This is a genomic window from Streptomyces mirabilis, from assembly GCF_039503195.1.
In the GTDB taxonomy this organism is placed as follows: domain Bacteria; phylum Actinomycetota; class Actinomycetes; order Streptomycetales; family Streptomycetaceae; genus Streptomyces; species Streptomyces mirabilis_D.
This window is the reverse complement of sequence record NZ_JBCJKP010000001.1, coordinates 9,926,931-9,952,505: the sequence shown is the minus strand read 5'-3', so window position 1 is coordinate 9,952,505 and position 25,575 is coordinate 9,926,931. Positions and strand designations below refer to the sequence as shown.

The following is a 25,575-nucleotide window of genomic DNA, read 5'->3' as shown; positions in this document are numbered from 1 at the left end:
TCCGGATGCCCGCCAGGATGGTCGCCGCCGGGTCGGAATGCTGTAGGCGCCGTACACCCAGGTGCCGACGGCGGCGAGGGCCGCCAGGCCGAGTACTGACCCCATCAGGACAAAGGGCCACACTGGTCGTTCACGAGGCTGGTTCAGCAGGGGAGGTATCCCCCATCCCTCCAATTGGCGCGGCGTTCCCACCTCTTGTGGCACGGGTTGCTTCCTGCTCTGAGGTACATGTAGGCGAATCGGTAGCCGTACCGCATCCATTGCCGCATGTGCCGGTTCTCGTGACGTATCCGGGCCCTGTTGGTGAATTCACTGCGGTTATAGGTGAGGTACGTCGTGCCGAGGGTGGCTCCGCCGCGGGCGTGGAGGCCGAAGCCCCCCGTGCACACCCGCATCATCCCGTAGCGGTAGCGGCATCGATAGCCCAGGTAGCGGCTCCCGATGTACGCGAGGCCGACTCCGACGATGCGTGCCTGCTGGCCGTTTCGCCACCGGGAGTAGAGGTTGTGGGCGCGCCTTCCGTAGTGCGGTGCAGGCGGAAGCGAGCCGTGCCGGCGGGGATCCCGACCACAGCGGCGGCCTCCGTCGGCGTCAGCCCGGCTCGGTCCTTGGTGGCGGTGAGCAAGGTGACCTTGTCGTGGGCGGCGACATCACGCAGGTGCTGCACGGCCGGCCGGTGATCGGCGTCCTCCAGTTCGCCGATGTAGCGATCCCGGAACTCCGCGAAGCGCTCCTGGTCGTGGTGGTGCCAGTGGCGCAGGTCCGTCCTCTGACAACGGGGAACGCCGCGTGGGCAGGGCCGCCGGCTGCGGTCCCACCCACGCGGTGCTGTCCCAGGTGATTTCCCGGGGTGTGACGTCAGCGCAGGCCGAAGGCCCGAGTGATCGTCTGTGAGACGGTGTTGCCCGCGCTGTCCCGCGCGCCGACCCGGAGGGTGACGAAGTCGGCGGACCGCGGCGCGCGCAGGTTCGTCCGCCATCCGTCGTCGCACCGGCTCAGGTCGGTCCGCTGCCAGGTCGCACCGTCGTCGTACGACACCTCGACGGTCGGCTTCCCGATGGTGGCGGTGGTGCCCGGCAGGTGCGAGGCGGTCACCGTCAGGCCGGCGTGCCGGTCGGCACGGCCGGATTTGTCGGTGTCCACGCCGTAGTCGAGCTGGATGAGCGGCAGGGACACCGCCGCATCGCTGCCGGTGACCGCGGAGGTGAAGTCCCACTCGGTCAGTGTGTGCGTCGAGTACGGGTCGGCCCAGGTGCCGCGGTCGTTGTCGAGGACCAGCCGGTAGGGCAGGCGCTCGGCGCCGAGGCCGGGAACCTGCAGGTACTCGGCGTTGCCCCAGTTGAGCTGCTGGTCGCCCTGGTAGAGCGACATCCAGTCCTTGACGTCGAAGTTCGCGCCGGCCTCGCCGATGTGGCCGGACCCCGAGTCACCCCAGCCCGGCGCGGTGATGTACATCGTGTCGAGGTAGCGCACCGGCTGGTAGTTGACCGGGCCCATGCGGGGCCGCTGGATCGGGCCGAACCAGCTGACCTTGCCTGTCTTGCGCGCCGGGTAGTGCAGCGGGTCGATCGAGTGCTGCCCGGTCTCGCCCTGGATGAAGGCGTCGTCAAGCCACGTGGTGCCGGCGGTGACCCAGTCGGTGCGCTCGCCCTGGGCGGGCGCGGTGAGCTGGTTGCCGACGGCCCAGCCGCGCCAGACGTCCGGACGGAACTCCATCGCCTTGCCCTGCCGGTAGTTCCGGAAGGAGACGTTCACCCGGCCGAGGTCCTTGGACTCCTCACGCCAGGTCGGGTCCGCCGGAACGGCGCCCGTCCAGTGGTGCACGACGTCGTAGACGTAGTCGGTCGTGGGGTGCGAGGTGACCTTCAGCGAGACCGCGCCGTGCCGAAGTCGGCCGAGCAGGTCGGCGCCCTGGTCGGCGTTGAGCGTCGCCACCGTCACCGGGGCCGGGCTCTCCGGGCTCCAGGGGTTCTCGTCCCAGGGCTGCAGGCGGCCGACGCCGTCGTTGACGACCAGCAGCAGCCGGGCGCCGGCGGCCGCGGCGGCCTCCGCCTGGGCCTTGATCCCTTCCGTGCCGGCGCCGCGCACCACGACGGCCTTGCCGCGCACGTTCTGCCGCGCGAGCTCCTCGGCCGTGCCGTCACCGGCGAAGACCGCCGTCAGGTTCCGGGTACCGGCGGGCAGCGGCGTGGCCGCGCGCTTGACCAGCGGGTCGTTGAAGGTCGTCGACTTCGTGCTCACGGTCAGCGCGGGCTGCTCGAGGCGGAAGCGGGCGCCGGTCTCGAACTCGCCGTCGGTGACCTTCTTGCCGGTCGGGAGCGCCCAGATGCTGTCGTACGACGGGTCCGGCAGCATCGACGTCTCCACCAGGCTGTCGGTGAAGGACCGGTGGGCGTCCAGGCGCGGGGCGACGGCGGTGGTCTGCCGCGGCACGCGCGCCAGGATCCGGCGTGCCTTGCGGCCGTCCAGGGTGACGGTACGGTCCTGGTCCAGCTTCACGTCGTTGAAGGCGAGCAGCACCATGCCGCGCGAGTGCGGGCCTTCGGCGCCCTGCACGTCACCGGTGAGCCAGCCGCTGTAGCTGCCGACGGGCAGCCGCGCCGTGCCGGTGCCGGACGCGTCGAGATCCATCACCGTGAAGAGGTGCTCGGCGGTCAGGACGACCCGGCCCTCCAGCGGCTTGCCCGAACGGTCCTTGGCGACCACGGTCAGATTCTGCCGCTGGCCCTCGCGGGCCGCGCCGATCAGAGTCCGGGCGCGGACCGCTCCGCTGCCGTCCGTACCGGTGATCATGGCGCTGACCGACTGGTCGCCGCCCAGCTTGTCCAGCTCCGCCGTCAGGGCGACCGTGGCGGTGCCGTGGGCGGGCACGGCGACGTGGTCGGCGGAGAGGCTGAACAACCCTGCCGGGACGGTGCCGTTGACCGCCAGGTCGAGGTTGACCGGAGCGTCGCCGACGTTGGTGTACGTCACCGTCCGGACGTCGGTCTGCCCCGGCTTCGGCGGCCACGTGTGGAAGCCCGAGTAGGCGCTCGTGGTGGCGAAGACCGTGGTGTGCACGGCCGCCAGCGCGTCGAGCCGGCCGGCGCCCGCCTGGTACGGGGTGTACGCCGGGGTTGCCTTGGCGCTGCTGACCAGCGCCTCCTTGAGCTGGGTGCCCGTCCAGTCGGGGTGCTCCGAGGCGAGGAGCGCGGCGGCACCGGCGACGTGCGGCGTCGCCATCGACGTGCCGCTCATCGTGGTGTAGTAGCCGGAGCCGCGCTTGTAGTGCGAGCGCGCCGCGACGATGTCGACGCCGGGCGCGGTGATCTCCGGCTTCAACCCGCCGTCGCCGTCACGCGGGCCCTGACTGGAGAAGTCGGCGAGCGTGTCGGTGGAGTCGACGGCGCCGACGGTCAGCGCGGAGTCTGCGGCACCGGGGCTGCTGATGGAGTGCGGGCCGCCGTTGCCCGCCGCGATCACGAACAACGCGCCCGTGTCGTGGCTGAGTTCGTCGACGGCCTGGCTCATCGGGTCGGTCTTGTCACCGCCGCCGCCCAGGCTCATGCTGATGATCCTGGCCTTCTGGTCGCGGGCGGCCCACTCCATACCCGCGATGATCCAGGATTCCTGACCGCTGCCCTCGGAATTGAGCACCTTGCCGACGGCCAGCCGGGCGCCGGAGGCGACACCCCGCTCCTTGCCGTCGGAGGCACTGCCCGTGCCGACGATGGTCGAGGCGACGTGCGTGCCGTGGCCGTTGTAGTCGGCGATGTCGTCCTCGCCGGGGACGAAGCTGGCGCTGTCGGAGATCTGCCCCACCAGGTCCGGGTGTTCGGTGTCGGCGCCGCTGTCGAGCATCGCGACCTTCACGCCCTGGCCGGTGTCGCCCTCCGCCCAGACCTGGTTCGCGCCGATCTGGGCGGTGGAGTCGGCCAGGTCGGCCTTCACCTTGCCGTCGAGCCACACGTGGGCGACGCCGCCCGCGAAGGACGGCTTCGCGGACCGGGCCGCCGCGCCGGAACCGCCGGTGAGCGAGGACCAGAACTCCGGTGCCTGCTTGTGGTTCTGCGCGAGGGCCGCGCCCTGGATGCTGTCCAGACGGCGGACGTCGGTCGAGCCGGCCATCTTCGTCCGGGTGCGGGCCTTGGCGGCGGCTCCGGTGTAGCGCACGATCAGCGGCAGCCGGGAGCTGTGCGCGTCGTCATAGCCCTCGGTGATCAGCAGCGTCACGTTGAAGAGCTGCTTGTCGAGTTTGCCGGCGCTCACGTACGGCAGGGCGGCGTCGGGGTAAACATAGGTGGCGCCGTCCACGACAGCGCGGTGGAAGCCGGTGGTGGATCCGCTCGCGGCCTGGAAGGAGCGCACGACGGTGCCGTCGGCGGCGGTCCCGATGGTGACCTTGTCACCCGTGATCAGGGTGACGGTGTGCGTGCCGGCATCGCCGGGGGTTTGGTGTCCGGCGTCGTTGTGCGACACCTCACCGTCGGAGTACGCGGACACAGCGGCAGTCGCCGGTATGACGCCGACTGTTAGCGCGGCCGCCATGGCGAGGGCGATCGGCCCGGGCCGGGGGATGGGAACCTTGGGCAAGGAAGACTCCTGAGACGCGGCGAAGAGCGAAAGATCACTGGATCCTCCGGCCTCCCCCGCCGTCGTTCAAGGGGTCGCACCTGTCGCTCTTGTGCCATGGCACAGTTGCGCCGCGAGCAGACGGGGTCGTCGGCCACCGCGCGTCCGGGGGGACGGCGGCGGACCGCCCCCTGAATGCGGCGTGTCGAGGGACGGAGCAACGGGCCTGTGGGGCATCCCGGTCGGCGGATTGGCGCACGCCCTCCGCCGCGGCGGACGCCAGGTGCGGCGGGCCCGCGCTCTCACGTCATCGATGCGTGATGGGCCTTCCCGCGGGGGGCGACAGCCCCACAGCCGGTACCCACTCGCCGTCACTCAGTCCGCCTTCCTGACCCTCGGCTGCGCGCTCATACGCCGACCGTGCCCTTTCGTCGGCGAACAGTGAGAGATCCTCGCCTGGTCAGAGGGCGCCTTCCCACTCTGATCCAGCGTCGCGTAGGCCAGCGACACCACGTCGTCGTCGGCGCCCCGCAGATGGAACGTCAACGTGGAGTCGTCCCGGTACGAGTACGGCTGGAGGCAGGGACAGTTGGCGGGTCACGTGGTCCTCAAGAACGTCACCCCGGGCGCTTCGTCCGCCGAGGTCCGCTACTGGACCGCGGCGCATGCGCGCGGCCGGACAGTGGTGCCCCGAGCACTGCGGGCGCTGACGTACTGGGCCTTCACCGCCTTCCGCGGTGACGGGCCGAAGCGCCTTGAACTCTTGCATCAAGTGGACAACACGGCGTCATGCCGCGTCGCGCAGAAGAGCGGGTACGAACTGATCACGTTCCTGCCCGCGGCACCGCCTGCCTACCCCCTCGCCGGTCACCTGCACGTACGGGACCGCGACCGCCGACCCGGCCGGGCAGCCACCCTCGCACTGCTGATGACGGCTCCCCCATGGGGAGAACAGCCGGTCAAAGACGTGTCGCTACCCGGATCAGGTCGGCGACCGCGCGAAGTCGGCTCTGCGACGGCCAGGCGACCACCGTTGTCACGGGCGGAGCGTCCAAGACCGGAACGGCGGCGAGATCCCGGCGCAGGTCGGCGCCGGCGGACTCGGGCATGATCGCGGTGGTACGGCCGAGCGCGATCAGCTGGAAGAGCTGTGTCAGGTTCCGTACCTCTGCCCCTGGTCCCTCCGGGTAGCTGCCGCCAGGACCGGGCCAGCGTGCCATCGGGAGGTCCGGGAGCTCGGTGACCTCGGCCATCCTGACCTGAGAGCGGCCCGCAAGTGAGTGCGAGCTGGGCAGGATCGCCACCTGTCCCTCGGTGCAGAGGGTTTCGGTGTCGAGTCCGACCGTCGAATCGAAGGGCAAGTGCAGCAGCGCCACATCGGCCTGCCCGTCCTGCAACAGTTTCTGATGCTGATGCGCCTCACAGAGCAGCAGATCGACGGTGGCCGCACCGGGCTCCGTGCGGTAGGCATCCAGCAGTTTGGCCAACAACTCGCCGGCGGTGCCGGACTTGACGGCGAGGACGAGACGGGGACGCCTTTGCGCAGCCTGCCGGGTACGCCGCTCGGCCGCGGCTACCGCGCTGAGGATCGCACGCCCCTCGGACAGCAGCACGGCCCCGGCCTCGGTGAGCGTGACCTTTCGGCTGGTGCGCTCCAGCAGCGTGACCCCGAGCTGTCGTTCGAGCCGGGCGATCGCGCGGGACAGAGGCGGTTGGGCCATCTCCAGACGCTGAGCGGCCTTCCCGAAGTGCAGTTCCTCGGCGATGGCGACGAAGTACCGCAACTCGCGTATCTCCATCCGTCCACAGTAACTCCGGCGCACGGCCGATCGATGCCGCTCAGGTATCGCTGCATGACCGAGATGGTGTTGGTGCCGGGTCGAAGCGCAGCCATGCTCGCTGTCATGAGTGAGAAGACGATCGCGCTGGTCACCGGCGCGAACAAGGGAATCGGGTACGAGATCGCGGCGGGGCTGGGCGCATTGGGCTGGAGCGTCGGTGTCGGCGCTCGGGACGGGCAGCGCAGGACGGACGCCGTGGCGCAACTGCGCGCGGCAGGTGTCGACGCGTTCGGCGTTCCCCTGGACGTGACCGACGACGAGAGCGTGAGGGCCGCGGCGCAGTTGATCGAGGAGCGCGCGGGACGCCTCGACGTGCTGGTCAACAACGCCGGCGCTGCGGGCAGTTGGCCGGACGAGCCCACGACGACCGACCTCGAGACCGTGCGGCGGCTGGTGGAGACCAACGTCATCGGAGTCATCCGGGTCACCAACACGATGCTGCCGTTGCTGCGCCACTCGGCGCACCCACGGATCGTCAACCAGTCCAGCCATGTCGGCTCTCTGGCCCTGCAGACCACCCCCGGTGTCGACCTCGGAGGCATCAGCGGGGCGTACGCGCCGACGAAGACCTACCTCAACGCCGTCACCATCCAGTACGCCAAGGAGTTGAGCGGCACCAACATCTTGATCAACAACGCCTGCCCCGGCTACGTGGCCACCGACCTCAACGGGTTCAGCGGTTCTCAGACCCCTGCGCAGGGCGCGGTGATCGCCGTTCGGTTGGCGGCTCTGCCCGACGACGGCCCTACCGGCCAGCTGTTCGACGACAAGGGAGTCGTACCGTGGTGATCTTCTGAGGTGTTGCCCACGGTCCCCGGATCACCAGCGTGGAAGTCGCAACTCGTACTCGGGATGGAAACGCCGCATGTAGCCGGTGTCGTCGCGGCCGCGCAGGCCCGAGTCGAGATAGCGGCGGCGGAGGCGTTCCAGGGCGTCGTGGTCCAGTTCGACGCCGAGGCCGGGACCGGTGGGGACCTTGACCGCGCCGTCCCGCAGCTCCAGCGGGCCGGGGACGATCACGTCGTCCGCGGAGTTCCACGGGTAGTGGGTGTCGCAGGAGTGGTCGAGGTTCGGAAGGGTCGCGGCCACGTGGGTCATCGCGGCGAGGCTGATGCCGAGGTGGGAGTTGGAGTGCATCGAGAGTCCGATGCCGAACGCCTCGCAGACGGCCGCGAGTTCACGGGTGCGGCGCAGCCCGCCCCAGTAGTGGTGGTCGGTGAGGAGGACCTGGATCGCGTTCTGTTCCACGGCCGGGCGCAGGTGTTCCCAGGCGATCACGCACATGTTGGTGGCCAGCGGCATGGGTGAGGTCTCGGCGACCTCGGCCATACCGGCGAGGGTGGGGGTGGGGTCCTCCATGTACTCGACCACGCCCTCCAGTTCGCGTGCCACGTACCGCGAGGTCTCCACGGTCCAGGCCGTGTTGGGGTCCAGGCGGAGCGGGCTGCCGGGGAAGGCCTCGGCGAGGGCCTTCATCGCGGCGATCTCCTCGTCCGGCGGGAAGACTCCGCCCTTCAGCTTGAACGAGTCGAATCCGTACCGCTGTCGCATCACCCTGGCCTGCTCGACGATGCCCGCCGGGTCGAGGGCCTCGCCCCAGCCGTCGCCGATCGCCGGGCGGCCGTCGAGCGCCGGGTGTTCGGCCCACTTGTAGAAGAGGTACGCGGCGAAGGGCACGGAGTCGCGGACCCTGCCGCCCAGCAGATCACTGACGGGACGTCCGGTGAGCCTGCCCTGCGCGTCGAGGCAGGCCACCTCCACGGCGGAGGTGATCCAGCCACGCTCGTGGGAGCCGGGCACGGTGGGCAGCAGGGTGGCGTCGATGGCGGCGGCGACAGCCGTGGTGTCGAAGACGTCCATGCCGACGATCACCTTCCCGGCGGCCAGCAGACGTTCGAGCCGGTCGTCGCCGCCGGGGGTCTCGCCCAGGCCCACGGTGCCGTCCTCCAGGACGAGTTGCAGGACACAGCGCAGCGCGAGGGGCTCGTGCACTCCGCTGGAGTTGAGGAGAGGCGGATCGCTGAAGGCGATCGGTGTGACGATGAGCTGACGGATGCGACTGTCGGTGGAGTTCATGTGCGGACTGCCTCCAGATCGGGGTCGATCGCACCATGTTCATGTCCGTGAGCTCGCTTCATCAATCTGAATCATGCAACGGGCCCCGGTGCTCACGTACTCGGTGAGTGCCGGGGCCCGTCGAAGAGTCGTCGCGATCCGATGCTTCAGATGTCAGACGACAGACGACAGACGACAGATTTCAGATTTCAAAAACGCCTGTCAGACGTCAGGCGCCCGACGACAGACATCACGAGCTGGTGCGCGTCGAGCGTCGACGCCGGGTGACGACGGTGATCGCTCCACCGGCCACGACCAGGGCCGCGGCGCCGGCGGCGATCGGCAGGGTGTTGCCACCGCCCGTCTCCGCGAGGTCGCCGGGCGGCGTCGACTGGCCGCCGTTCGGCGAGGGAGCCGGCGGCGTGGTGGAGTCGGAGGCCGACGGGTGGGCCGGCGTCGTCTCCGGGGTCGACGGCTCGTCGGGCGTCGTCGGGGTCGGGCCGCCCGGGGTCTCCGCGGGCGGCGTGGAGGCCGGCGGAGTCGAGGCCGGGGGCGTGGTCTCGTGGGTGCTCGGCGGCTGCGCCGTGCAGTCCTTCTTGCCGCCGTTCCACGCCATGATCAGCTTGTCCTTGATGACCGCGCGGTCCGGCCCCTTGGGCAGGTCGCCGTGCTCGAAGCCGTCGTTGGCGTCGAGCTTGCCGTCGAACTTCACGGCGCCGCGGTAGAGGTCGATCTGCGCGTAGCAGCCGGCGTCGGGCACCGCGATGTCGAGGGAGTCGGTCTCGCCCGGCTTGACCTTGACGCTGTCGAAGTCGTGGAAGACCTGCTCACCGGAGGTCTTGAAGGTGGCCCCGTGGGTGCGGTACGCCGCGAGGGAGGCGGAGCAGGACCCGGCGTCGCCCGCCGCGCGCACCTTGATGTGCACCTTGCCGTCTTCGGTGGGCTTCAGGTTCTGGTCGTCGACGCGGACCCAGTCGTAGAAGTTCGTCCCGTCCAGGGAGAACTCGCAGCGATCCGCCGCGGTCACCGTACCGGCGCCCCGACCGGGCTTGTAGGCGCTGTTGCCGCTGTCCCAGCCGTCTCCGCCGGGAGTGCCCGTAGCCCAGGCGCTGGTGGTGGCCGCAGAGAGGGCGAGGGCCGCCGCGCCCGTCCCCAGCAGGCAGCGAAGGGTGACACGTCTCGCTATGGACATGCAGATCCCATCTTGATGATCCAAGACCCGGTCGTCGGCGGCAGGGCAGCACACAGCAGCCGGGGGCCGCACCGGGGATGAGTGGTCGAGGAAACACTGGGCCCACTGGTCACATGGGCCACAGCTCGACCACATAGTCGATCACTGTGCAGGGGCTGTCAACCTCCTTGAAAACACGGTGAGTTCACACGCCGCCACATTACCGACACATAGGGAATCAGTTGTTCCGCGGCGACTCGACGGCGGCAGGTCCGCGGGCGCCCGCGTCAGACCGAGCGCCGACACCGAGCGCCGACACCGACGGGGCACGCGATCGACCAGCACCTTCACCGGGGGCACTCAGTTCCCTCGATCATGTGCACTGAGTGCCACACGTTCCGCACGATGCTAGGTTCCGACCATGAGCGAGGAACCCCGTGGCGGCGACACCGCTGACACGACGACGGCGAAGCCGCCCATGCGGGACGCGCTGGTCGCGGCGGCCTTCCAGCTGTTCCTGGAGCGCGGGTACGAGCAGACCACGGTCGACGACATCGTCGCGCTCGCCGGTGTCGGCCGGCGGTCCTTCTTCCGCTACTTCCCCTCCAAGGAGGACGTGGTCTTCCCGGACCACGAGCGCTGCCTGACCGACATGACGGCATTCCTGGGCGCAGGCACCGACGAGGAGGAGCCGGTACGCAGGGTGTGCGACGCCGCCCGGCTGGTGCTGCGCATGTACGCCGAGAACCCGACCTTCTCCGTGCAGCGCTACCGCCTCACCAAGAAGGTCCCCGGCCTGCGCGCGTACGAGCTGTCGGTCGTCTGGCGTTACGAGCGCGCGCTCGCGGAGTATCTGCGCGGCCGCTTCGCCGGCCGGCCCGACGGCACCCTGCAGGCCGACGTCATCGCCGCGGCGGTGGTCGCCGCGCACAACAACGCCCTGCGCTCCTGGCTGCGTTCGGACGGACAGAGCGATCCCGACACGGCCGTGGACCACGCACTGGGATACGTGCAGGCCTCGTTCGGCGGCTCCCCCGGAGACGGTGGCGCGCCGGGCGAGGAGCAGGAGGACGTGGTCGTCGTGATCTCCCGGCGCGGGGCACCGATGTGGCGCGTCGTACGGGAGATCGAGTCCGCGCTCGGCCGGGAGTGAGACACCGAATCGCACCCACTTCCTCATATGAGGGTACCGAGTGCCTTTACGAGTGGCACTCAGTGCCATACCCTGTGGCTCGTGCGCGGCGTTCCGGGCACCTCAGACTCCGGCCCAGTGCAGGGAGATGACATCGTGTACCCCTCAGGAATCGCCCTTCATCCGGGCGTCGGACCCGCGACGGACATACGCGGCAGCGACTCCGCGCCGCACGGGACGTCGAGCTCGGACGCTCTCCTCTTCCAGCGGTGCCGCTGGTGCGGGACGGCGATGTACCACCGCCTCCTCTGCCCGGTCTGCGCGGGCAGCGACCTGCGAACGGAGACAAGCGCGGGGGCCGGCGTCGTACGCCACTCCACCATCGTCCACCGCAACACCCCGGCGGCTCGGAACGTCTCCCTCATCGAGATGGCGGAGGGGTTCACCGTGCGCGGCCGGGTGATGGGCGCGCCCGCCGACGTCCACAGCGGCGACCGGGTCCAGCTCTCCACCGCCCAGGACCCGGTGCGCAGCCAGCCGGTGTTCCAGCTCATCGACGGCCCCTATCGCGGCTGGAGTTGACATGGGGTGGCTGGACGGACCGGCGGCGCGCCGGTCCGTCCAGCCACTGGGAGAGGACCCTCAGCCGTACGTGATGTCGGACGTCCCGTACTTGCAGTAGGTGCTGTCGGGGCCGGTGCCGTTCGTGGTCGGTTCGGCCCCCGTGTTGTTGCCGATGTACTTCTGGCAGGGGATGATCTTCTTGCTGGAATCCCCGACGATCTTGATGGCCTTGAGGGTCGCGCTGTCGCCGTAGTTGGTGTTGATGCCGACGAGCTTGCTTCCCTTGTAGGTGGCCTCGATCCCGTTGAGGTTGATCGCCCGCTTGTACTGCGTCTTGCAGTTGCCGCACGAGCGGACGAACGTACCGAAGGTCTGCACCGCGAAGTTCGAGACGTTCAGCGTTCCGGCGCCGTTGAACTGGAACACCTTGTCGCTGGCTTCCTTCGCGCCGCCGCCCGAGACGGTGTAGACGTTGGACGACGAGGAGCCCAGGAACGTCGCCGCGTCCTCGCCGACGTCCTCCCACCAGACGTTCTGCAGCGTGCAGCTGCCCAGGCAGTGGATGCCGTCCGCGGCGGGGGCGCCGATGATGACGTTCTTCAGAACGGTGCCGGCGGCCAGCTCCAGGATCGGCCCCTGGTCCTCGCTCTGACTGCCGGAGCCCAGGTCACCGGTGCCGTAGAGCCGCTTCATCCCGTAGTCCTTGGTACCGGAGACCGAGATGGTGGCGGAGACGGCCTGACTGCCGTTCGCGGTCGGCCAGGTGGCGGCACTCGCCGGAGACAGGCCACCCTCTGCCATGATCATGACAGCAGACAGGCCGACTGCGGCCAGGGAGCCGGTGAGGGCGCGCCGTCGGGCGCGCGGGCGTGCCGATGAGGTCATGTCCCGATTCCTCCTTCTGAACGAACGTGGGGCGGTCAGAGCTTTCCGGCGCCCGCGCCGGACGTCACCGAGGCGACGACACTCGAGGCGAGCTCGGCGGTGTAGCCGTAGGGCGGGGTGGTGAAGGTGCCCACCCGCGAGATCTCGGTGGCGGCTCCCCCGAGGTCGTTGCCGCGCAGGTTGGCGTACCCGTCGACGTCGCTGTCGCGGTTGGTCGTGACGGCGACCGTCGTGGTGCGGAAGACGTTGTTCTCGACGAGCATCTGGGCGCCCATGCGGGAGTGCACGGCGGTGTCGGCCCCGACGACGTAGTTGTCGTAGAAGTGGCCGGTGCCGAAGCGCAGGCTGGGGATGCGGGAGTTGACGTTGTTGAACCAGTTGTGGTGGTACGTCACCCGCAGATGCCCGGTGTCCCCGCTCGCGTTGTTGTCGCTGTGCCCGACGAGTGAGCCCTTGTAGTGGTCCTTGAAGGTGTTCCAGGACACGGTGACGTAGTCGGAGCCGTGATTGATGTCGAGCAGACCGTCGTAGTAGTCCTTGCCGTGGTCAAGGTCGGACGAGAAGGAGTTGTGGTCGATCCACACCTTCGTCGACGCCTGCACGGTGATGCCGTCGGCCGGCTTGAGCGGCTTGCTGATGTTCAGGTTGCGGACGACCACGTTGGTCGCCTTCTTCAGCCGCAGTCCGCCGCCGGTGAAGCCGGACGACGAACCCGCGCCGAGAACGGTGGTGTTGGAGCCGATGTCGACCTGTCCACTGAGCGTGATCAGGCCGTTCACGCGCACCACCTTGGCGGTGTCGCCCGTGACGGCCGCCTTGAAGGCGTCGAGGGTCGAGACGGTGACGGCGGTGGCTCCCCCGCCGCCGATGGTCCCGGCACCGAAGCCGACCGGCGAGGTATCGGCCGCCGAGGCGGCCGACGGGAGGACGAGAGCGGTGGTGACGGCCAGGGCGGCCGCGGTGGCCGCGGCCAGGGCCAGTCTGTGAGTGCGTGTCCGTGGGGGGCGAGTACGCATGCGGGTGCGTCCCTTCGGGAGTGCCGTAGGTCATGTACGCGAACGATGTACGCCATGGCGAACAGCATGAGGTGCTCATGACATCTCACCGAGATTCGTCAGCTCCAGGGAGTGCTCATTCCCAGGTGATGCGGCTCGGAGATCTGATGTCTCGCATACGAGATGCCACGCGCGGGTCAGGCTGCTGAACGGGAAACGTAAGGAGCAAGCGCTTTCTAGTCAACGCTCCGCACAGACCACATCCGGTCAACTCCCTTGCCCCGCCGGGTTGGTGGACACAAGGAAGCCGGGCCCGATCCGCGGAGGGATCGGGCCCGGCGTGGTTGTTCTGCCGCGTAGCGACGGGCGGCGCGTCAGCTGAGACCGAGGTCGGAGAGGGCGGTGGTCCAGTCGTTGATGATGGCGTCCTGGGCGTCGGAGAGCGAGACCGTACCCGCACAGACGGCCTTCTTGAGCTTGTTCTCGACCGTGTCCTTGTTGGCCGCGGTCTCGGTGCCGTACTGCGGCTCGGGCCAGAGGTTGAGCTCGCTCTTCGGAGCACCGCCGAGCTCCAGGGGAACGAAGTGGTCTTCCTCGTAGTCCGAGGTGCTGGTGTCGGTGTAGCCGTACTCGACGATCTGCTTCTTCTTCAGGGCGGTGGTGTACGAGCTGGAGGGCCGTACGGTCGCGGTCCAGCCGGAGACGCAGATCGTGGAGCCGATGGTGGACTGGGTGACGTCCGGGTTGAGGTCGCCGGGCTGACAGCTGGGGTCCGGCAGGGGGAGGTACGCCTGGCTGCACGTCGCGGCGTGGGCGCTGCCGGTGGCGACGGTGAGGCCGGCGGCGGCGAGGGCGAGTGCGGACAGGGAGGTGACGAGGGAGCGGGATATGCGCGACATCGTGGGGGTCTCCCGATGTGGTGCCCGGCAGGAGTTCCGGGCGGTCGTGGGCATGACAGCACCGGGAGCGTCTATGCGGGTAGACCCTTTGACCGGACCGGGAGACGCTTGATTGAAGGTTTGTCCATGGCCTGACAGCAACGGATGAAGTCATGGCCTCGGCTTGGTTGTTCAACGCGGTACGACCGAACGGCGGCCCCCGTCACTCCGGACGCCGCCCCACCGAGGAGGTGCGTGGCGGCAGGCGTCGAAGTTCGGCACCCTGCGGACGGCGGGGCCATGGCCTGGGCGGTCGCCGCCGGTCGGCCTCACACGGTCGGGGCAACCCGCCTCACATTCGAGGAGGCTGTCTCGTCATAGAGGTATGAACTCGAAAATCAGGTACGCCAGTCTCGGCCTCCTGGCCGTGACCGGGCTGTACACAGGCACCTGGGCCTACTGCTCCCCGACGAGCTGGTACGCGAACTTCCCCGGCCTCGGACTGAGCTGGCTGCCCCAGCTGGGCCCCTACAACGAACACCTCGCCAAGGACGCCGGAGCCATGTTCCTGGCCCTGGCCTTCCTGACCGCCATCGCCCTGCGCTCCGTACACAACACCCGGCTGGTCCAGACGACAGGTGCCGTGTGGTTGCTCTTCAACGTGCTGCACTTCAGCTACCACGTCCAGCTCCTCGACATGTACAACACACGCGACCAGATCCTCAACGTAGTGTTCCTCGCCGCACTCATCCTGCTCGCGGCTCTCCTGCTGTTCCCCGCCCTCCCCGCCCTCCCCGCACGACAGGACCGCACACGATGAACCACAACGGCGACGACGGCGAGACAGGCAGCATGAGCGCGAAGGAGGAGCCCGGCATGCGGGTGGCGGTGGCAGGCGGAACCGGACTGGTGGGACGGCATGTGGTCGAGGAACTGAAGGCGGCCGGGCACCATCCGGTGGTCCTGGCCCGATCCACCGGTGTGGACCTCGTGACCGGCGCCGGACTCGACGGGGCCCTGGCCGGTGTGGACGCGATCGTCGACGTCACCAACGTGACGACCACGAGCGGGAAGAAGGCCGTCGCGTTCTTCGACCGCGTCGCCCACACCCTCCAGGACGCCGGTGAGCAGGCTGGTGTTCGCCACCACGTCCTGCTGTCGATCGTCGGGATCGACCGGGTCGGCCTCGGCTACTACCAGGGAAAACTGCACCAGGAAAGCGTGCTCAAGAGCGGGCGGACACCGTGGACGGTGCTGCGCGCCACCCAGTTCCACGAGTTCGCCCAGCAGACCCTCGACCGCGTCCCTGGACCACTCGCGGTGGTACCCCGGATGCGGACCCAGCCCGTCGCCGCCCGTGAGGTCGCCCACCGCCTCGTACGACTCGTCTCCGCCCCGGCGCAGGGCATGGCCCCCGAACTGGCCGGACCCCGTGTCGAACAGCTCGTCGACATGACGGGCCGGCTGCTGCGGGCCCGCCACCAGCGCCGGCTGCTGCTGCCCGTGAAAATGCCCGGCGCCACCGGCACGGCCATGACGGGCGACGGTCTGCTCCCCGCCGGGCCCGGCCCCCGCGGCAGTCAGACCTTCGACGAATGGCTCACCCTCCACACCCCTCACCACGCCCACCAGGGAGGATGACGGCCCCGTGTCCACACCCCCGGGACCCGCCCAGGACCCCACCCTCGGCACGCTCATGGCCGAACGCCGCCGCCTGCTCAACATCGGCTACCGCATGCTCGGATCCCTGCAGGACGCCGAGGACGTGGTCCAGGAGACCTACGCCCGCTGGTACAGCCTGCCCGAGGAGGAACAGCAGGCGATCGGCGCACCGTTGGCCTGGTTGACGCGGGTCGCCTCCCGGATCTGCCTCGACCACCTCACCTCGGCCCGCGTCCGCCGCGAGCACTACACCGGTGAGTGGCTGCCCGAGCCCGTCCGGCACAGTGCCACGTGGACCAGCGCAGGCGATGAGGGCGGGGCCGATCCGGCCGACCGGATCACCCTCGACGAGTCGGTCAGCATGGGCATGCTGGTGGTCCTGGACTCGTTCACTCCCGCGGAGCGCGTGGCCTTCGTCCTCCACGACATCTTCGGCATGCCGTTCACCGAGATCGCCGACACCGTGGGCCGCACCCCCGCCGCCTGCCGCCAGCTCGCCTCCTCCGCCCGTCGGCGCATCGCCGACCGACGTCCCGGCAGCAGCACCGCACAGGAGCACCGGCAGATCGTCACCGCGTTCCGCCACGCCTGCCAGACCGGCGACCTCGACACGCTGGTCGCTCTCCTCGACCCCGCCGTCGAGTCGCGAAGCGACGGAGGCGGCAGGGTCCGCGCCGCCCTGCGCCCGGTCATCGGCCGGGACAAGGTCGCCCGCCTCTTCCTCGGCCTCATGCGCAACGAACCCGGCGTCGAACTCGTCGAGGAGGACGTCAACGGCACCCCCGGCGTCAGCGTCCGCATCGCGGGTACCACGATCGCCGTCGTCGCCCTGGACATCCACGACGGCCTGGTCACCGACGTGTGGATGGTCGTCAACCCCGACAAGCTCCACGCCTGGACCGGCTACGAAACCCCCTGAGGAGCGGAGCCGAGCCCCCGGATCGTCCCCCTCGTGTGGATCTACCGCGACTCGAAACTCGGCTCCACGCCCGTCAGGTCGCGGCTGAGGTCCCACAGCCGAGCCGCGACCCGGGCATCGGCGAAGTGGTCCCGGACAGGTTCGAGCCGCGGTTCGCCGCGCAGGCCGAAGACCGTCGGCCCCCACAACTGTCCTCCGTCCACCCCGGGGTCGAGGACGGCCCGCACCACGGGCCAGGCACCGGCCTCCTTGCCCTGAACGAGGAGGCCGGCAGGCAGGCCCCGCAGCCGTTCACCGGTACCGCGCACGCGCACCGGCGGTCGGGAAGGGGTCAGGGAGTCCAGTGCGCCGCCGGGATGAGCCACCACACTCAGCACCGGGCTGCCTGCCGCCCGCAGACGGCGGTCGAGCTCGAATCCGAAGGTCATCTGCGCCAGCTTCGAACGCCCGTAGGTGCGCTTCGGCCGGTAGTCCCTGCCGGACTGCGGATCGTCCAGGTCCAGCCGCTCGGACCGCGCCGCGAAACTGCCGACCGTCACGACGCGGGCCGCCGGTGCGGCCGACAGCAGCGGCGCCAGCCACCGGGTCAGCGCGAAGTGCCCGAGGTGGTTGGTCCCGAACATCAGCTCGTTGCCGTCCCCGGTCCACCGTCGCGGCGGCTCGTCCAGCGCCACTCCGGCGTTGCAGACCACCGCGTCGAGGCACTCCGTCTCCAGCAGGTCCACCGAGGTCCTGAGCGATGCCAGATCGGCGAGGTCCAGCCGGAGACGGCGCAGCCGCGCACCACGGACGCGGGATCGGATCGACCCCATGGCGGCTTCGGCCCTCGCCGGATCCCGGCTGCCCAGGACGACGGTGGCCCCGGTCCCGGCGAGCTGCTCGGCGACGAAATACCCGATGCCCGCGTTGCCGCCGGTGATCAGGAAGGTGCTGCCGTCGGCGCGCGGCAGTCGACGGACATCCCACGGCCGGGTACGAGACATGGACGACATGAGGCAGGCTCCTGGTGCTGAGTACGACGGGACGGCTCCAAAGTCGCAACAGCGGCTGACAGATCACCTACAGGTCACCGACAACCCCGACAGGCCCCCGACAACCCCACCCAAGCTCGACGTCGCCCTGCACCACGGACAACCACTTCTTTCCGGACAGCAACCACATCCTGTCCTGGGACCGGAACTACGGCTCGGACGAGGGGCCGAAGTTCTCCATGGACTTCCCGCCCGTACAGATGAGTTGTCCCGAGGCATGACCGTGACACGGACAGGAGGGGGTGAGGGCCCGGCCGGCGCCGGGCTCTCACCCCCTCCTCACGTGGTCAGGGAGATGCGAATCCCGACCGTGCCGTCCGTGCCCCGCCGCAGACGGCTGCCGAAGAGGGTGAGACGGCCGAGGATGCCGTACTTTCCGGCGATCAGCCGACGGTAGCGCGCGGTGGCGGCCGGGTCGAGGATCTCCGCCGTGGCGGGAACCTGCTCGCCGGTCGGATTGCCGCGCACGTCGCACGGACCCACCAGGACGTCGGCCCGGTTGCGGATCCGCTTCACCTTCCAGGAGTCCGCGCTGGTCCAGGCGCCGAGCGCCGCACCGTCCCGGACCACCCACACGGGCGTCGCCACCCCCGTACCGTTCTTGCGGTAGCTCGTGATCAGCAGGAACTTGCTTGAAGCGAGCGCGTCCAGTTTCGTCTCGTCCATGCGGGGAGTCTAAGCAGTCACGACCGGGAGTCCACGCCGCCCGTTCAGGACAGCTGGCCGTTGTAGTCCGGCAGCTTGAACGTGCGCTCGGCGTGACCGCCGACGAGGTCGGAGTCGTTGTTGCCGACGTTGGCGATGATGGTGTAGCCCCGCGACTCGATCTCCGCGCGCTTGCTGGTCTTGTAGGTGCTGACCTCGTCGAACAGATCGGGCAGGTCGCGCGTGTAGAGACCGGAGACCGGGTAGCCGACGCTCGTCAGGTTCCACTCCGTCAAGGAGGAGATGATGCCCGGACGTGCGCTGATGAAGAAGATGTCGACGCCGCGGGAGCGCGCGTAGCGGGCGAGGTCGAGCGAGGGCTTGACCGCCGGGGTCGGCAGTTCGTACCACGGGTGGAAGTCCGTCTCCAACGTGGTGTTGTCGATGTCGAACACGAGGGCCAGCTTCTGCCCGGCGGCGTTCGCGGTGCGCTGCTCCACGTAGGGCCGTGCCTGGTCGATGACCGCCTTGACGTCGCTCTGCCAGGTGGCGTAGTCGACCGCGGCCGTCGTCGCCGTCGCGCTCACCGCCGTCTGGGCCGGAGCCGCGGCCGCGGTCCCCGCAGCGGTGACCGTCCCCCCGATGCCCAGCGCCACGACCACCGAGACCGCGCCGATCCGGCGCCCCACACCGCGTCCTGTCATGCTCGTCCCCTTTTCATGTCGGAGCGGCGAGGTGCCTCGACCGTCGCCGCTGGACAGATGATCGTGCCTAAGGATGTACAAGAAGGGAAGACGAAGTTACTGATCGGTAGAAGAACTCGTGGCCGCCGCCCTCCCCTCCGACTCGGGGTGGCACTTGGTGCCATCCCGTGTGAGCCTGGGCTGACGGGTGGCGGGCCACGATGTCTGACACACGGAGAGAGGTAGCTGGGATGGACGCACCTAACATCGTGATCGTCGGCGGCGGGTTCGCCGGGGTCGAGTGCGCACGCGGACTCGAGCACGCCCTTCAGCCGGGTGACGCCCGGATCACCCTGGTCAGCCCCACCGACTACCAGCTCTATCTGCCACTGCTGCCGCACGTCGCCGCCGGTGTCGTCACCCCGCAGTCCGTGGCCCCCTCGCTGCGCCGGATCCTGCGCCGCACGACGTTCCTGCCCGGCGGGGTGATCGGCGTGGATCCCGCGTCCAAGAGGTGCGTCGTACGCAAGATCACGGGGGAGTTCGTCGATCTGTCGTACGACTACCTGCTGCTCACGCCGGGCAGCGTGACCCGCACCTTCGACATCCCCGGTCTCCTCGACGAGGCGCGCGGGATGAAGACGCTCGCCCAGGCGGTGTATCTGCGTGACCATGTGATCGCCCAACTCGACCTGGCCGCGGCCACCTCGGACGAGGACGAGCGGGCGGCGCGACTGCAGTTCGTCGTGGTCGGCGGCGGATACGCGGGCGCCGAGACCGCGGCCTGTCTGCAGCGCCTGACCACCGCGGCGTCGAAGCGCTACCACCCGCGCCTGGATCCCGGGCTCATCAAGTGGCACCTGGTGGACGTCGCCCCCAAGCTGCTCCCGGAGCTCGGTGACAAGCTCGGCGCGAGTGCGTTGCGTCTGCTGAGCGAGCGCGGTGTGGAGATCTCCCTCAAGACGACCGTCGCCTCGGTCACGGAGGGCAAGATCACCCTCACGGACGGCCGGGTACTGCCGTCACGGACACTGGTGTGGACGGCAGGCGTCGCGGCGAATCCGCTGGTCGACTCGCTGGGCGCGGAGACCGTACGCGGCCGGGTCCTCACCGAGACGGACTTCAAGGTGCCCGGTCTGGACGGGGTGTTCGCGCTGGGCGACGCGGCCGCCGTACCCGACCTGGCCAGGGCCGACGGTTCCTACTGTCCGCCGACCGCCCAGCACGCCGCCCGACAGGGCCGGCACGCGGCGAAGAACCTGTCGGCGCTGCTGCGGGGGCAGCCCACGGCGCCGTACAAGCACAAGGACCTCGGCCTGGTCGTCGACCTCGGCGGCCACGACGCGGTGTCCAAGCCGCTCGGTATCGCTCTCAAGGGAGTGCCCGCACAGGTCGTGGCCCGTGGATACCACCTGTACGCGCTGCGCACGGGCTCGGCCCGGTTCCGTACGGCCGCCAACTGGTTCCTCAACGCGGTCGCGGGCGACGACTTCGTGCGCACCGGCTTCCTCGCCGACCGGAAGGGGACCCTGCGGGAATTCGAGCACACCGACAGGTATCTGACACCGGAGCAGGTCGCCGCCCGCCTGAGCCGTTAGGGCCTGCCCAGAGGATCACGCCGCCGACGCGGGGCTGTTCAGGAGGGCGAGGTAACGGCGGGCGAAGAGGTAGGCGTCACCCGGCCAGCGGGCCGAGAGATAGCGGCCGTCCTCGACGACGAACGCGTCCGAGTCGTCGGTGGCGGTGCCGCGCCGGGTCAGGGTGCGGGGGCCGCGTACGAACTGCGTTCCCGGATCGGCGAGGGCCGCCCTGACCTCGTCCTCGACGTACGCGGGATAGGTGCGGTAGTAGCGGCCGAGGCGCCAGGCGGTGGTGAAGTAGGCCGTGCGTTCCATGTATGCGGGCAGGCAGGTCGTGCGCCGGTCGGCCAGGAGGCTCCGGCCGGTGGTGAGGTCGCGGGCGCGGGCGAGCACCAGGACGCCGTGGCAGATCGCGCCGACGGGCCGTCCGAGGGCCCAGAAGCGGGCGATCTGCTGGTGAAGCGCCGTCGAGCCGAGGTACTGCCGCATGCCGGGTGCGTGTCCGCCGGGCAGCAACAGGCCGTCGTACTGCTCGATGTCGACCTCGGCCCAGGAGACGGTGGTGGTGAACTCCGGTGACTTCGTGAGCTGCTCGTAGAACCGCCGGGGCTCCTCGGCGGCGCCCAGTTGTCCGAAGAGCACCCCCGTCAGCAGCCGTGGGTCCGCCGCCGGCCGGGTGCCCGCGCGCTCGGTGGCGAGCACCACCTCGTGCCCCGCATCGGTGAGGATCCGCCAGGGAACGGCCACTTCGGTGACGTCGAAGTCGCGGTCGGGGACCGGCATCAGCACACGCATGCGCCCATCATGGCAGGCCCCGGGTCTGCCGCCGGTACGGCCGGCAGGAGAGTGACAACTTCCCTTTTCGGATGGCTTGTTCACGCCTACATTGCCGTTGACGCGTCATCACAGGAAATGCCCAGGAGCTGATTCCGTGCCCGAGAACCCGGCCGCCTCGGAACTTCCCGCCGAGGGGGTGCTCAGCCGGATCATCACGACCCGCCCGCACACGGCCCGGATCTGGAACTACTGGCTCGGCGGCGGCGACTACTACGAGGTCGACCGGGCGGCCGGGGAGCGGATCCGCCAACTGCACCCGGGCATCGGCGACTACGCGCGGGCGGACCGGCTGTTCCTGGGACGCGCCGTACGCCATCTGGTCACCGAATGCGGAATACGCCAGTTCCTCGACATAGGCACCGGCCTGCCGACCGCGGACAACACGCACGAGGTGGCGCAGCGACTCGCACCGGACGCCCGGATCGTCTACGTCGACAACGACCCGCTGGTCCTGGCGCACGCCCGCGCCCTGCTCACCAGTGCCCCCGAGGGCCGCACCGACCACCTCGACGAGGACCTGCGCAATGTGGACGCCATCCTCGAACGCGCCGCGAGGACACTGGACCTGAGCGAGCCGGTCGGGCTGATGCTGCTCGGGGTCGTCATCTTCATCGGCGACGACGCGGAGGCGTACGACATCGTGCGCCGGCTGCTGGAGGGTCTGCCGTCGGGGAGCCATCTGGTCCTCTCGCACACGATCACCAGCCCGGCGATGCCTGACGTGGACGCCGCCGTCTCCTACTGGAACCAGCACGGCACCCCCTGGATCACCCAGCGCACCCCCGAGGCGGTCGCCCGGTTCTTCGACGGTCTCGATCTCCTGGAGCCCGGTGTCGTCTCCTGTTCACGCTGGCGTCCGCAGCCGACGGACGGGGACGAACCGGCGGAAGTGGCCATGTTCGGCGGGGTGGGCCACAAACCCTGAACCGGAGAACGGCCGGGGGTGAACGCGAGGGCACGGGCGCACGTATGGAAGGAGGGCTCACGACCGGAGCCCCGGCGGCGTCGACGCCGCACCGTACGGCTTCGGGAGCCCATGCATGAGGCACGCACGACGACGGATCGTCCGACGAGGGACGCGACTCGCGGCCGTCGGCGGGGTCCTCTGCGGAGGGTTGATGGTGACGCACGCCATGGCGAGCGAGCCGTCCGCCGCGTCACGTGCCCCCCAGAGCGCCACCCTGGCCGCCGCGGGCAAGGGCGCGGGGCTGGTGTCGACCCTCGGCACCTCGCGTACGGCGGGCAGTTGGATCGCCGCCGACGGGCGCCCCGTGGTCGCGGTGACCGACTCGGCCGCGGCGGCCGAGGTGAAGAAGGCGGGCGCCCGCCCCAAGGTCGTGAGCCACAGCATGGAGGACCTCAAGTCCGTGACGAAGGCGCTGAAGGTGGCGCCACGGGTCGCGGGCACCGCCTGGGCCATGGACTACGTCCACAACGAGGTGGTGGTGCAGGCCGACCGCACCGTGTCCGCCTCCGACTGGTCCCGGATGAAGAAGCTCGCCGCGAGCATGGGCAGTTCGGTCCGCATGGAGCGGACGGAGGGCACGTTCACCACACGGCTCAACGCCGCCCTGCCGATGTTCTCGACCGGCGGTCGCTGTTCGGCGGGCTACAACGTGACCAACGGACGCAACGAGTTCATCCTGACGGCCGGGCACTGCGGGCCGGCCGGGTCCGTCTGGTTCGGTGACAACCAGGGCGCCAAGCAGCTGGGGCAGACGGTCACCACGGCGTTCCCCGGCAGCGACTTCTCCCTCATCCAGTACAACAACGGCCAGAACGACACCGGGAACAACATCGTGTCGATCGGGGGCGGCAAGGGCGTCCAGATCATCGGCGCCGCCGATCCGACGGTCGGCCAGCGGGTCTTCCGCAGCGGCAGCACCAGTGGACTCCACGACGGTGAGGTGAAGGCGCTCAACGCGACGGTCAACTACCCCGAGGGCACCGTGACCGGTCTGATCGAGACCAACGTGTGCGCCGAACCGGGCGACAGCGGCGGTCCGTTGTTCTCGGAGGGCATCGCGCTCGGTGTGACCTCGGGGGGCAACGGCGACTGCACCGCGGGCGGTACGACGTTCTTCCAGCCGATCACCAAGGCGCTCACGGCGCTCGGGGTGAAACTGACCGGACCGGGAGCGGCCGCCCAGGGCGCGGCGGGAGCCACCGCCCAATCCTCCCCCGCGCCCGCCTCCTCGCAGGGTGCGGCCGTCGTGCCGGGATCCGCCGCGCCCGGCTCCGTCCAGGCGGTCGGGTCGGGCGCCTCCGAGCCGCTCCTCACCCGCCTCACCGACCCGCAGAACATCGGTCCGGGGCTGCTGGTCATCGCCGGCAGCATCATCGCGCTGGTCGCCACGCGGTACATCCGTACGGAACAGGATCGCAACCGCTACCGGCGGCAGTACTCGCAGAGTTGGGGCTGAGGCCGGGACGGCGGACGAGGGGACGGGGCGGAGACTCAACGAGGAGTCACGCCCCGTTCGTCACGGGCCCGCTGGGCGGCCGAGCGGGTTCACGCCGCCTGGGTGGGCGACTGGGGGGCGGCTTCCGCCCACTCCAGGACGAGCCGCTGGTACTCCCGCCGCTCCTCCATGCTCAGCGTCCCACCGGCCCGGAACCACAGGGCCCGGATCTCCTCGTTGACATCGGCGGCGGACCGCACGGAGTCGGTTTCAGGAGTGGTGGACATGGTGTGAAGCATACGGGCCTTGGCGTGAAGGCGCTGTGAGTAAAGGTACACCTTACGACAATACGGACCGTGAACCTGATCACTCGTCCGACGTGGGATCACCCCCCGCACCTGCTCACCGTCTCTCCCCCGCCCCCAGCACCAGCACCTGAATGGCCAGCACCGCGGCCCCGCGCGCCCAGTCGTGGAAGTCGGAGACCTTCGTCTCCAGATGGACCGGATCGGCCTGCGGGTGGCGGTGTGTGAGGATCGTCTCCTCGACCATCGGGCCCGCCACGTCGACGAGTCCGACGCCCTCTCCGGCGAGCAGGATCTTCTGCGGCATGACGAAGTTGGCGATCTGTGCGACGAGGGTGCCGAGCGCGCGGGCCGCCTCGTCGAGGACGCGGGCCGGCACCGGGTCACCCGCCGCGGCACGGACGAGGATCTCCTCATAAGTCAGGTCCTCGCCGGTGGCGGCACCGACCTGGTAGCGGATGCTGGGGATGGTCAGCAGGGAGATGGCGCTGCCGCGTTCCCCTTCGGGGGTGAGGGGGCCGTACGGGTTCACGATCCAGCGGCGGCCCACGCCCCGCCCGTCCTCGACGGAGGCGACCCGGCTGCCGCCGAGGACGAGGCCGTAGCCGATGCCGGCGCCGATGGTGAGGACCACGAAGCGGTCGAGTCCACGACCGGCGCCGAACCAGGTCTCGGCCTCCACGAGGGCGGCGACGTCGTTCTCGACGACCACCGCCAACCCGGTGCGCGATGCGACGAGTTCGGCCAGCGCGACGTCCGTCCAGCCGAGGAAGGCCGACTCGGCGACGACCGATCGTTTCTCGACCCGGCCGCCGACTCCGATGCCGATTCCGGCCGGCGCGGGAAAGGACCGGGTGAGTTCCTCGGTCATCTCCGCCAGCAGGTCGGCGACTTCGGCCGGGGCGTGGGTGGTGAGCGGGCGGTCGTGACGCGCCACGACGTCGCTGCGCAGGGTGGTGACGACGCCGTAGACCATGTCTTCGGTGATCTTGAATCCGATGAAGGAGCGGGACTCCGCGACGATGTCCAGGGGCTGCGAGGGACGCCCCTGCCGTACCTCCGCACTCTCCCCCTCCCCCGACTCGGCGGCGTCGATCAGCAGGCCGGACTCGATCAGCGGTTTGGTCAGCCGGGTGAGGCTGCCCGCCGACAGGTTCAGGCGGCGCGCGATCTCGCTGCGCGACAGCGGCCCGTGCACGAGCACCTCGATCGCCACCGCACGCTCACCCGTACTCAGCGGCAGCCAGCCGGCGGCGGCATGTGTGGTCATGAGGGTCGAACTCCCACAAGATTTTATTTCGCCTCGGAATTAATGACATCACTCTATGGCGCGACAGTTCGCCGGAAAAGATGCGTACAGGACTCTTGACGCGTTGATTGTTCCGCATCAAAAGTAAATGAGGCCAGGACGAGCCCGACCCGTGAAGTCTCCACCAGTG

Annotated in this window: 23 protein-coding genes and 1 pseudogene; 10 read left to right on the top strand and 14 right to left on the bottom strand. The window is 69.7% G+C overall.

What is annotated here, in order from left to right; all coding sequences use genetic code 11:
- Window positions 1–394: 394 nt before the first annotated feature.
- Together AAFF41_RS45265 and AAFF41_RS45260 are read right to left on the bottom strand one after the other, a co-directional pair.
- Window positions 395–760, bottom strand: coding sequence for a DUF488 family protein, N3 subclade (locus AAFF41_RS45265; protein WP_319752324.1), 366 nt, complete (start codon window positions 758–760; stop codon window positions 395–397).
- 98 nt (window positions 761–858) lie between these two features.
- Window positions 859–4,572, bottom strand: coding sequence for a S8 family serine peptidase (locus AAFF41_RS45260; protein ID WP_343325903.1), 3,714 nt, complete (start codon window positions 4,570–4,572; stop codon window positions 859–861).
- Window positions 4,573–5,131: 559 nt separating this feature from the next.
- On the opposite strand from AAFF41_RS45260, the pseudogene AAFF41_RS45255 reads away from it, so the two are divergent.
- Window positions 5,132–5,443, top strand: a pseudogene (locus tag AAFF41_RS45255) (GNAT family N-acetyltransferase); the annotation flags it as partial.
- A 67-nt stretch (window positions 5,444–5,510) separates the two neighbouring features.
- Here the strand turns inward: AAFF41_RS45255 and AAFF41_RS45250 are convergent.
- A complete protein-coding gene (locus AAFF41_RS45250; protein ID WP_319752285.1) occupies window positions 5,511–6,350 on the bottom strand; it encodes a LysR family transcriptional regulator in 840 nt (279 codons plus the stop codon).
- Window positions 6,351–6,443: 93 nt separating this feature from the next.
- Here AAFF41_RS45250 and AAFF41_RS45245 point away from each other — a divergent pair, with 93 nt between their 5' ends.
- Window positions 6,444–7,181: an SDR family oxidoreductase gene (locus AAFF41_RS45245; protein WP_319752323.1), complete on the top strand. Its 738-nt coding sequence runs from the start codon at window positions 6,444–6,446 to the stop codon at window positions 7,179–7,181.
- 30 nt (window positions 7,182–7,211) lie between these two features.
- On the opposite strand, the gene AAFF41_RS45240 is transcribed toward AAFF41_RS45245, so the two are convergent.
- Window positions 7,212–8,468 (bottom strand): glucarate dehydratase family protein, encoded by a 1,257-nt coding sequence (locus AAFF41_RS45240; protein WP_343325902.1) that lies wholly within the window; start codon window positions 8,466–8,468, stop codon window positions 7,212–7,214.
- A 229-nt stretch (window positions 8,469–8,697) separates the two neighbouring features.
- Entirely contained in the window at window positions 8,698–9,639 is a 942-nt protein-coding gene (locus tag AAFF41_RS45235; RefSeq protein WP_319752283.1) for an LAETG motif-containing sortase-dependent surface protein, read from the bottom strand.
- A gap of 457 nt (window positions 9,640–10,096) precedes the next feature.
- Between AAFF41_RS45235 and AAFF41_RS45230 the strand changes: the two genes are divergently transcribed.
- A complete protein-coding gene (locus tag AAFF41_RS45230; protein WP_343326455.1) occupies window positions 10,097–10,771 on the top strand; it encodes a TetR family transcriptional regulator in 675 nt (224 codons plus the stop codon).
- 186 nt (window positions 10,772–10,957) lie between these two features.
- Complete coding sequence (locus tag AAFF41_RS45225) at window positions 10,958–11,332, top strand: Zn-ribbon domain-containing OB-fold protein (RefSeq protein ID WP_319752321.1); 375 nt, start codon at window positions 10,958–10,960, stop codon at window positions 11,330–11,332.
- A gap of 60 nt (window positions 11,333–11,392) precedes the next feature.
- Here AAFF41_RS45225 and AAFF41_RS45220 read toward each other — a convergent pair whose 3' ends face one another.
- The 3 genes from AAFF41_RS45220 to AAFF41_RS45210 all read right to left on the bottom strand — a co-directional run bounded on the left by AAFF41_RS45220 (window position 11,393) and on the right by AAFF41_RS45210 (window position 14,093).
- On the bottom strand, window positions 11,393–12,199 hold the full coding sequence (locus tag AAFF41_RS45220) for a pectate lyase (protein WP_319752282.1): 807 nt from the start codon (window positions 12,197–12,199) through the stop codon (window positions 11,393–11,395).
- A 35-nt stretch (window positions 12,200–12,234) separates the two neighbouring features.
- The gene (locus AAFF41_RS45215) at window positions 12,235–13,215 is read right to left on the bottom strand and encodes a pectate lyase family protein (RefSeq protein ID WP_343325901.1); all 981 of its coding nucleotides are present in this window, start codon (window positions 13,213–13,215) and stop codon (window positions 12,235–12,237) included.
- 353 nt (window positions 13,216–13,568) lie between these two features.
- Complete coding sequence (locus AAFF41_RS45210; protein ID WP_319752280.1) at window positions 13,569–14,093, bottom strand: hypothetical protein; 525 nt, start codon at window positions 14,091–14,093, stop codon at window positions 13,569–13,571.
- Window positions 14,094–14,457: 364 nt separating this feature from the next.
- Here AAFF41_RS45210 and AAFF41_RS45205 point away from each other — a divergent pair, with 364 nt between their 5' ends.
- The 3 genes from AAFF41_RS45205 to sigJ are packed head-to-tail and all read left to right on the top strand — an operon-like array spanning window position 14,458 to window position 16,653.
- Window positions 14,458–14,892 (top strand): hypothetical protein, encoded by a 435-nt coding sequence (locus AAFF41_RS45205; RefSeq protein WP_343325900.1) that lies wholly within the window; start codon window positions 14,458–14,460, stop codon window positions 14,890–14,892.
- A complete protein-coding gene (locus tag AAFF41_RS45200; protein WP_319752278.1) occupies window positions 14,889–15,713 on the top strand; it encodes an SDR family oxidoreductase in 825 nt (274 codons plus the stop codon). The genes AAFF41_RS45205 and AAFF41_RS45200 overlap by 4 nt, the downstream gene beginning before the upstream one ends.
- A 7-nt stretch (window positions 15,714–15,720) precedes the next feature.
- The gene (sigJ, locus tag AAFF41_RS45195; RefSeq protein WP_319752277.1) at window positions 15,721–16,653 is read left to right on the top strand and encodes an RNA polymerase sigma factor SigJ; all 933 of its coding nucleotides are present in this window, start codon (window positions 15,721–15,723) and stop codon (window positions 16,651–16,653) included.
- Between the two features lie 41 nt (window positions 16,654–16,694).
- Here sigJ and AAFF41_RS45190 read toward each other — a convergent pair whose 3' ends face one another.
- From AAFF41_RS45190 to AAFF41_RS45180, 3 genes are all read right to left on the bottom strand, one after another.
- Window positions 16,695–17,645, bottom strand: coding sequence for an SDR family NAD(P)-dependent oxidoreductase (locus tag AAFF41_RS45190; protein ID WP_319752276.1), 951 nt, complete (start codon window positions 17,643–17,645; stop codon window positions 16,695–16,697).
- Window positions 17,646–17,963: 318 nt separating this feature from the next.
- Complete coding sequence (locus AAFF41_RS45185) at window positions 17,964–18,350, bottom strand: PPOX class F420-dependent oxidoreductase (protein ID WP_099919007.1); 387 nt, start codon at window positions 18,348–18,350, stop codon at window positions 17,964–17,966.
- Window positions 18,351–18,394: 44 nt separating this feature from the next.
- The gene (locus AAFF41_RS45180; RefSeq protein ID WP_319752275.1) at window positions 18,395–19,033 is read right to left on the bottom strand and encodes an HAD family acid phosphatase; all 639 of its coding nucleotides are present in this window, start codon (window positions 19,031–19,033) and stop codon (window positions 18,395–18,397) included.
- A 230-nt stretch (window positions 19,034–19,263) separates the two neighbouring features.
- Between AAFF41_RS45180 and AAFF41_RS45175 the strand changes: the two genes are divergently transcribed.
- A complete protein-coding gene (locus tag AAFF41_RS45175) occupies window positions 19,264–20,610 on the top strand; it encodes an NAD(P)/FAD-dependent oxidoreductase (RefSeq protein WP_319752274.1) in 1,347 nt (448 codons plus the stop codon).
- Between the two features lie 15 nt (window positions 20,611–20,625).
- Here the strand turns inward: AAFF41_RS45175 and AAFF41_RS45170 are convergent, their stop codons facing one another.
- Window positions 20,626–21,387: a type 1 glutamine amidotransferase domain-containing protein gene (locus AAFF41_RS45170; RefSeq protein WP_343325899.1), complete on the bottom strand. Its 762-nt coding sequence runs from the start codon at window positions 21,385–21,387 to the stop codon at window positions 20,626–20,628.
- Between the two features lie 136 nt (window positions 21,388–21,523).
- Between AAFF41_RS45170 and AAFF41_RS45165 the strand changes: the two genes are divergently transcribed.
- On the top strand, window positions 21,524–22,354 hold the full coding sequence (locus AAFF41_RS45165; RefSeq protein WP_319752272.1) for an SAM-dependent methyltransferase: 831 nt from the start codon (window positions 21,524–21,526) through the stop codon (window positions 22,352–22,354).
- Window positions 22,355–22,469: 115 nt separating this feature from the next.
- Entirely contained in the window at window positions 22,470–23,852 is a 1,383-nt protein-coding gene (locus tag AAFF41_RS45160; protein WP_343325898.1) for a S1 family peptidase, read from the top strand.
- An 89-nt stretch (window positions 23,853–23,941) separates the two neighbouring features.
- Here AAFF41_RS45160 and AAFF41_RS45155 read toward each other — a convergent pair whose 3' ends face one another.
- Complete coding sequence (locus AAFF41_RS45155) at window positions 23,942–24,130, bottom strand: hypothetical protein (protein ID WP_060896602.1); 189 nt, start codon at window positions 24,128–24,130, stop codon at window positions 23,942–23,944.
- Between the two features lie 103 nt (window positions 24,131–24,233).
- Window positions 24,234–25,406, bottom strand: a complete 1,173-nt coding sequence (locus AAFF41_RS45150) for an ROK family protein (protein ID WP_343325897.1) — start codon at window positions 25,404–25,406, stop codon at window positions 24,234–24,236.
- Between the last annotated feature and the right edge of the window lie 169 nt (window positions 25,407–25,575).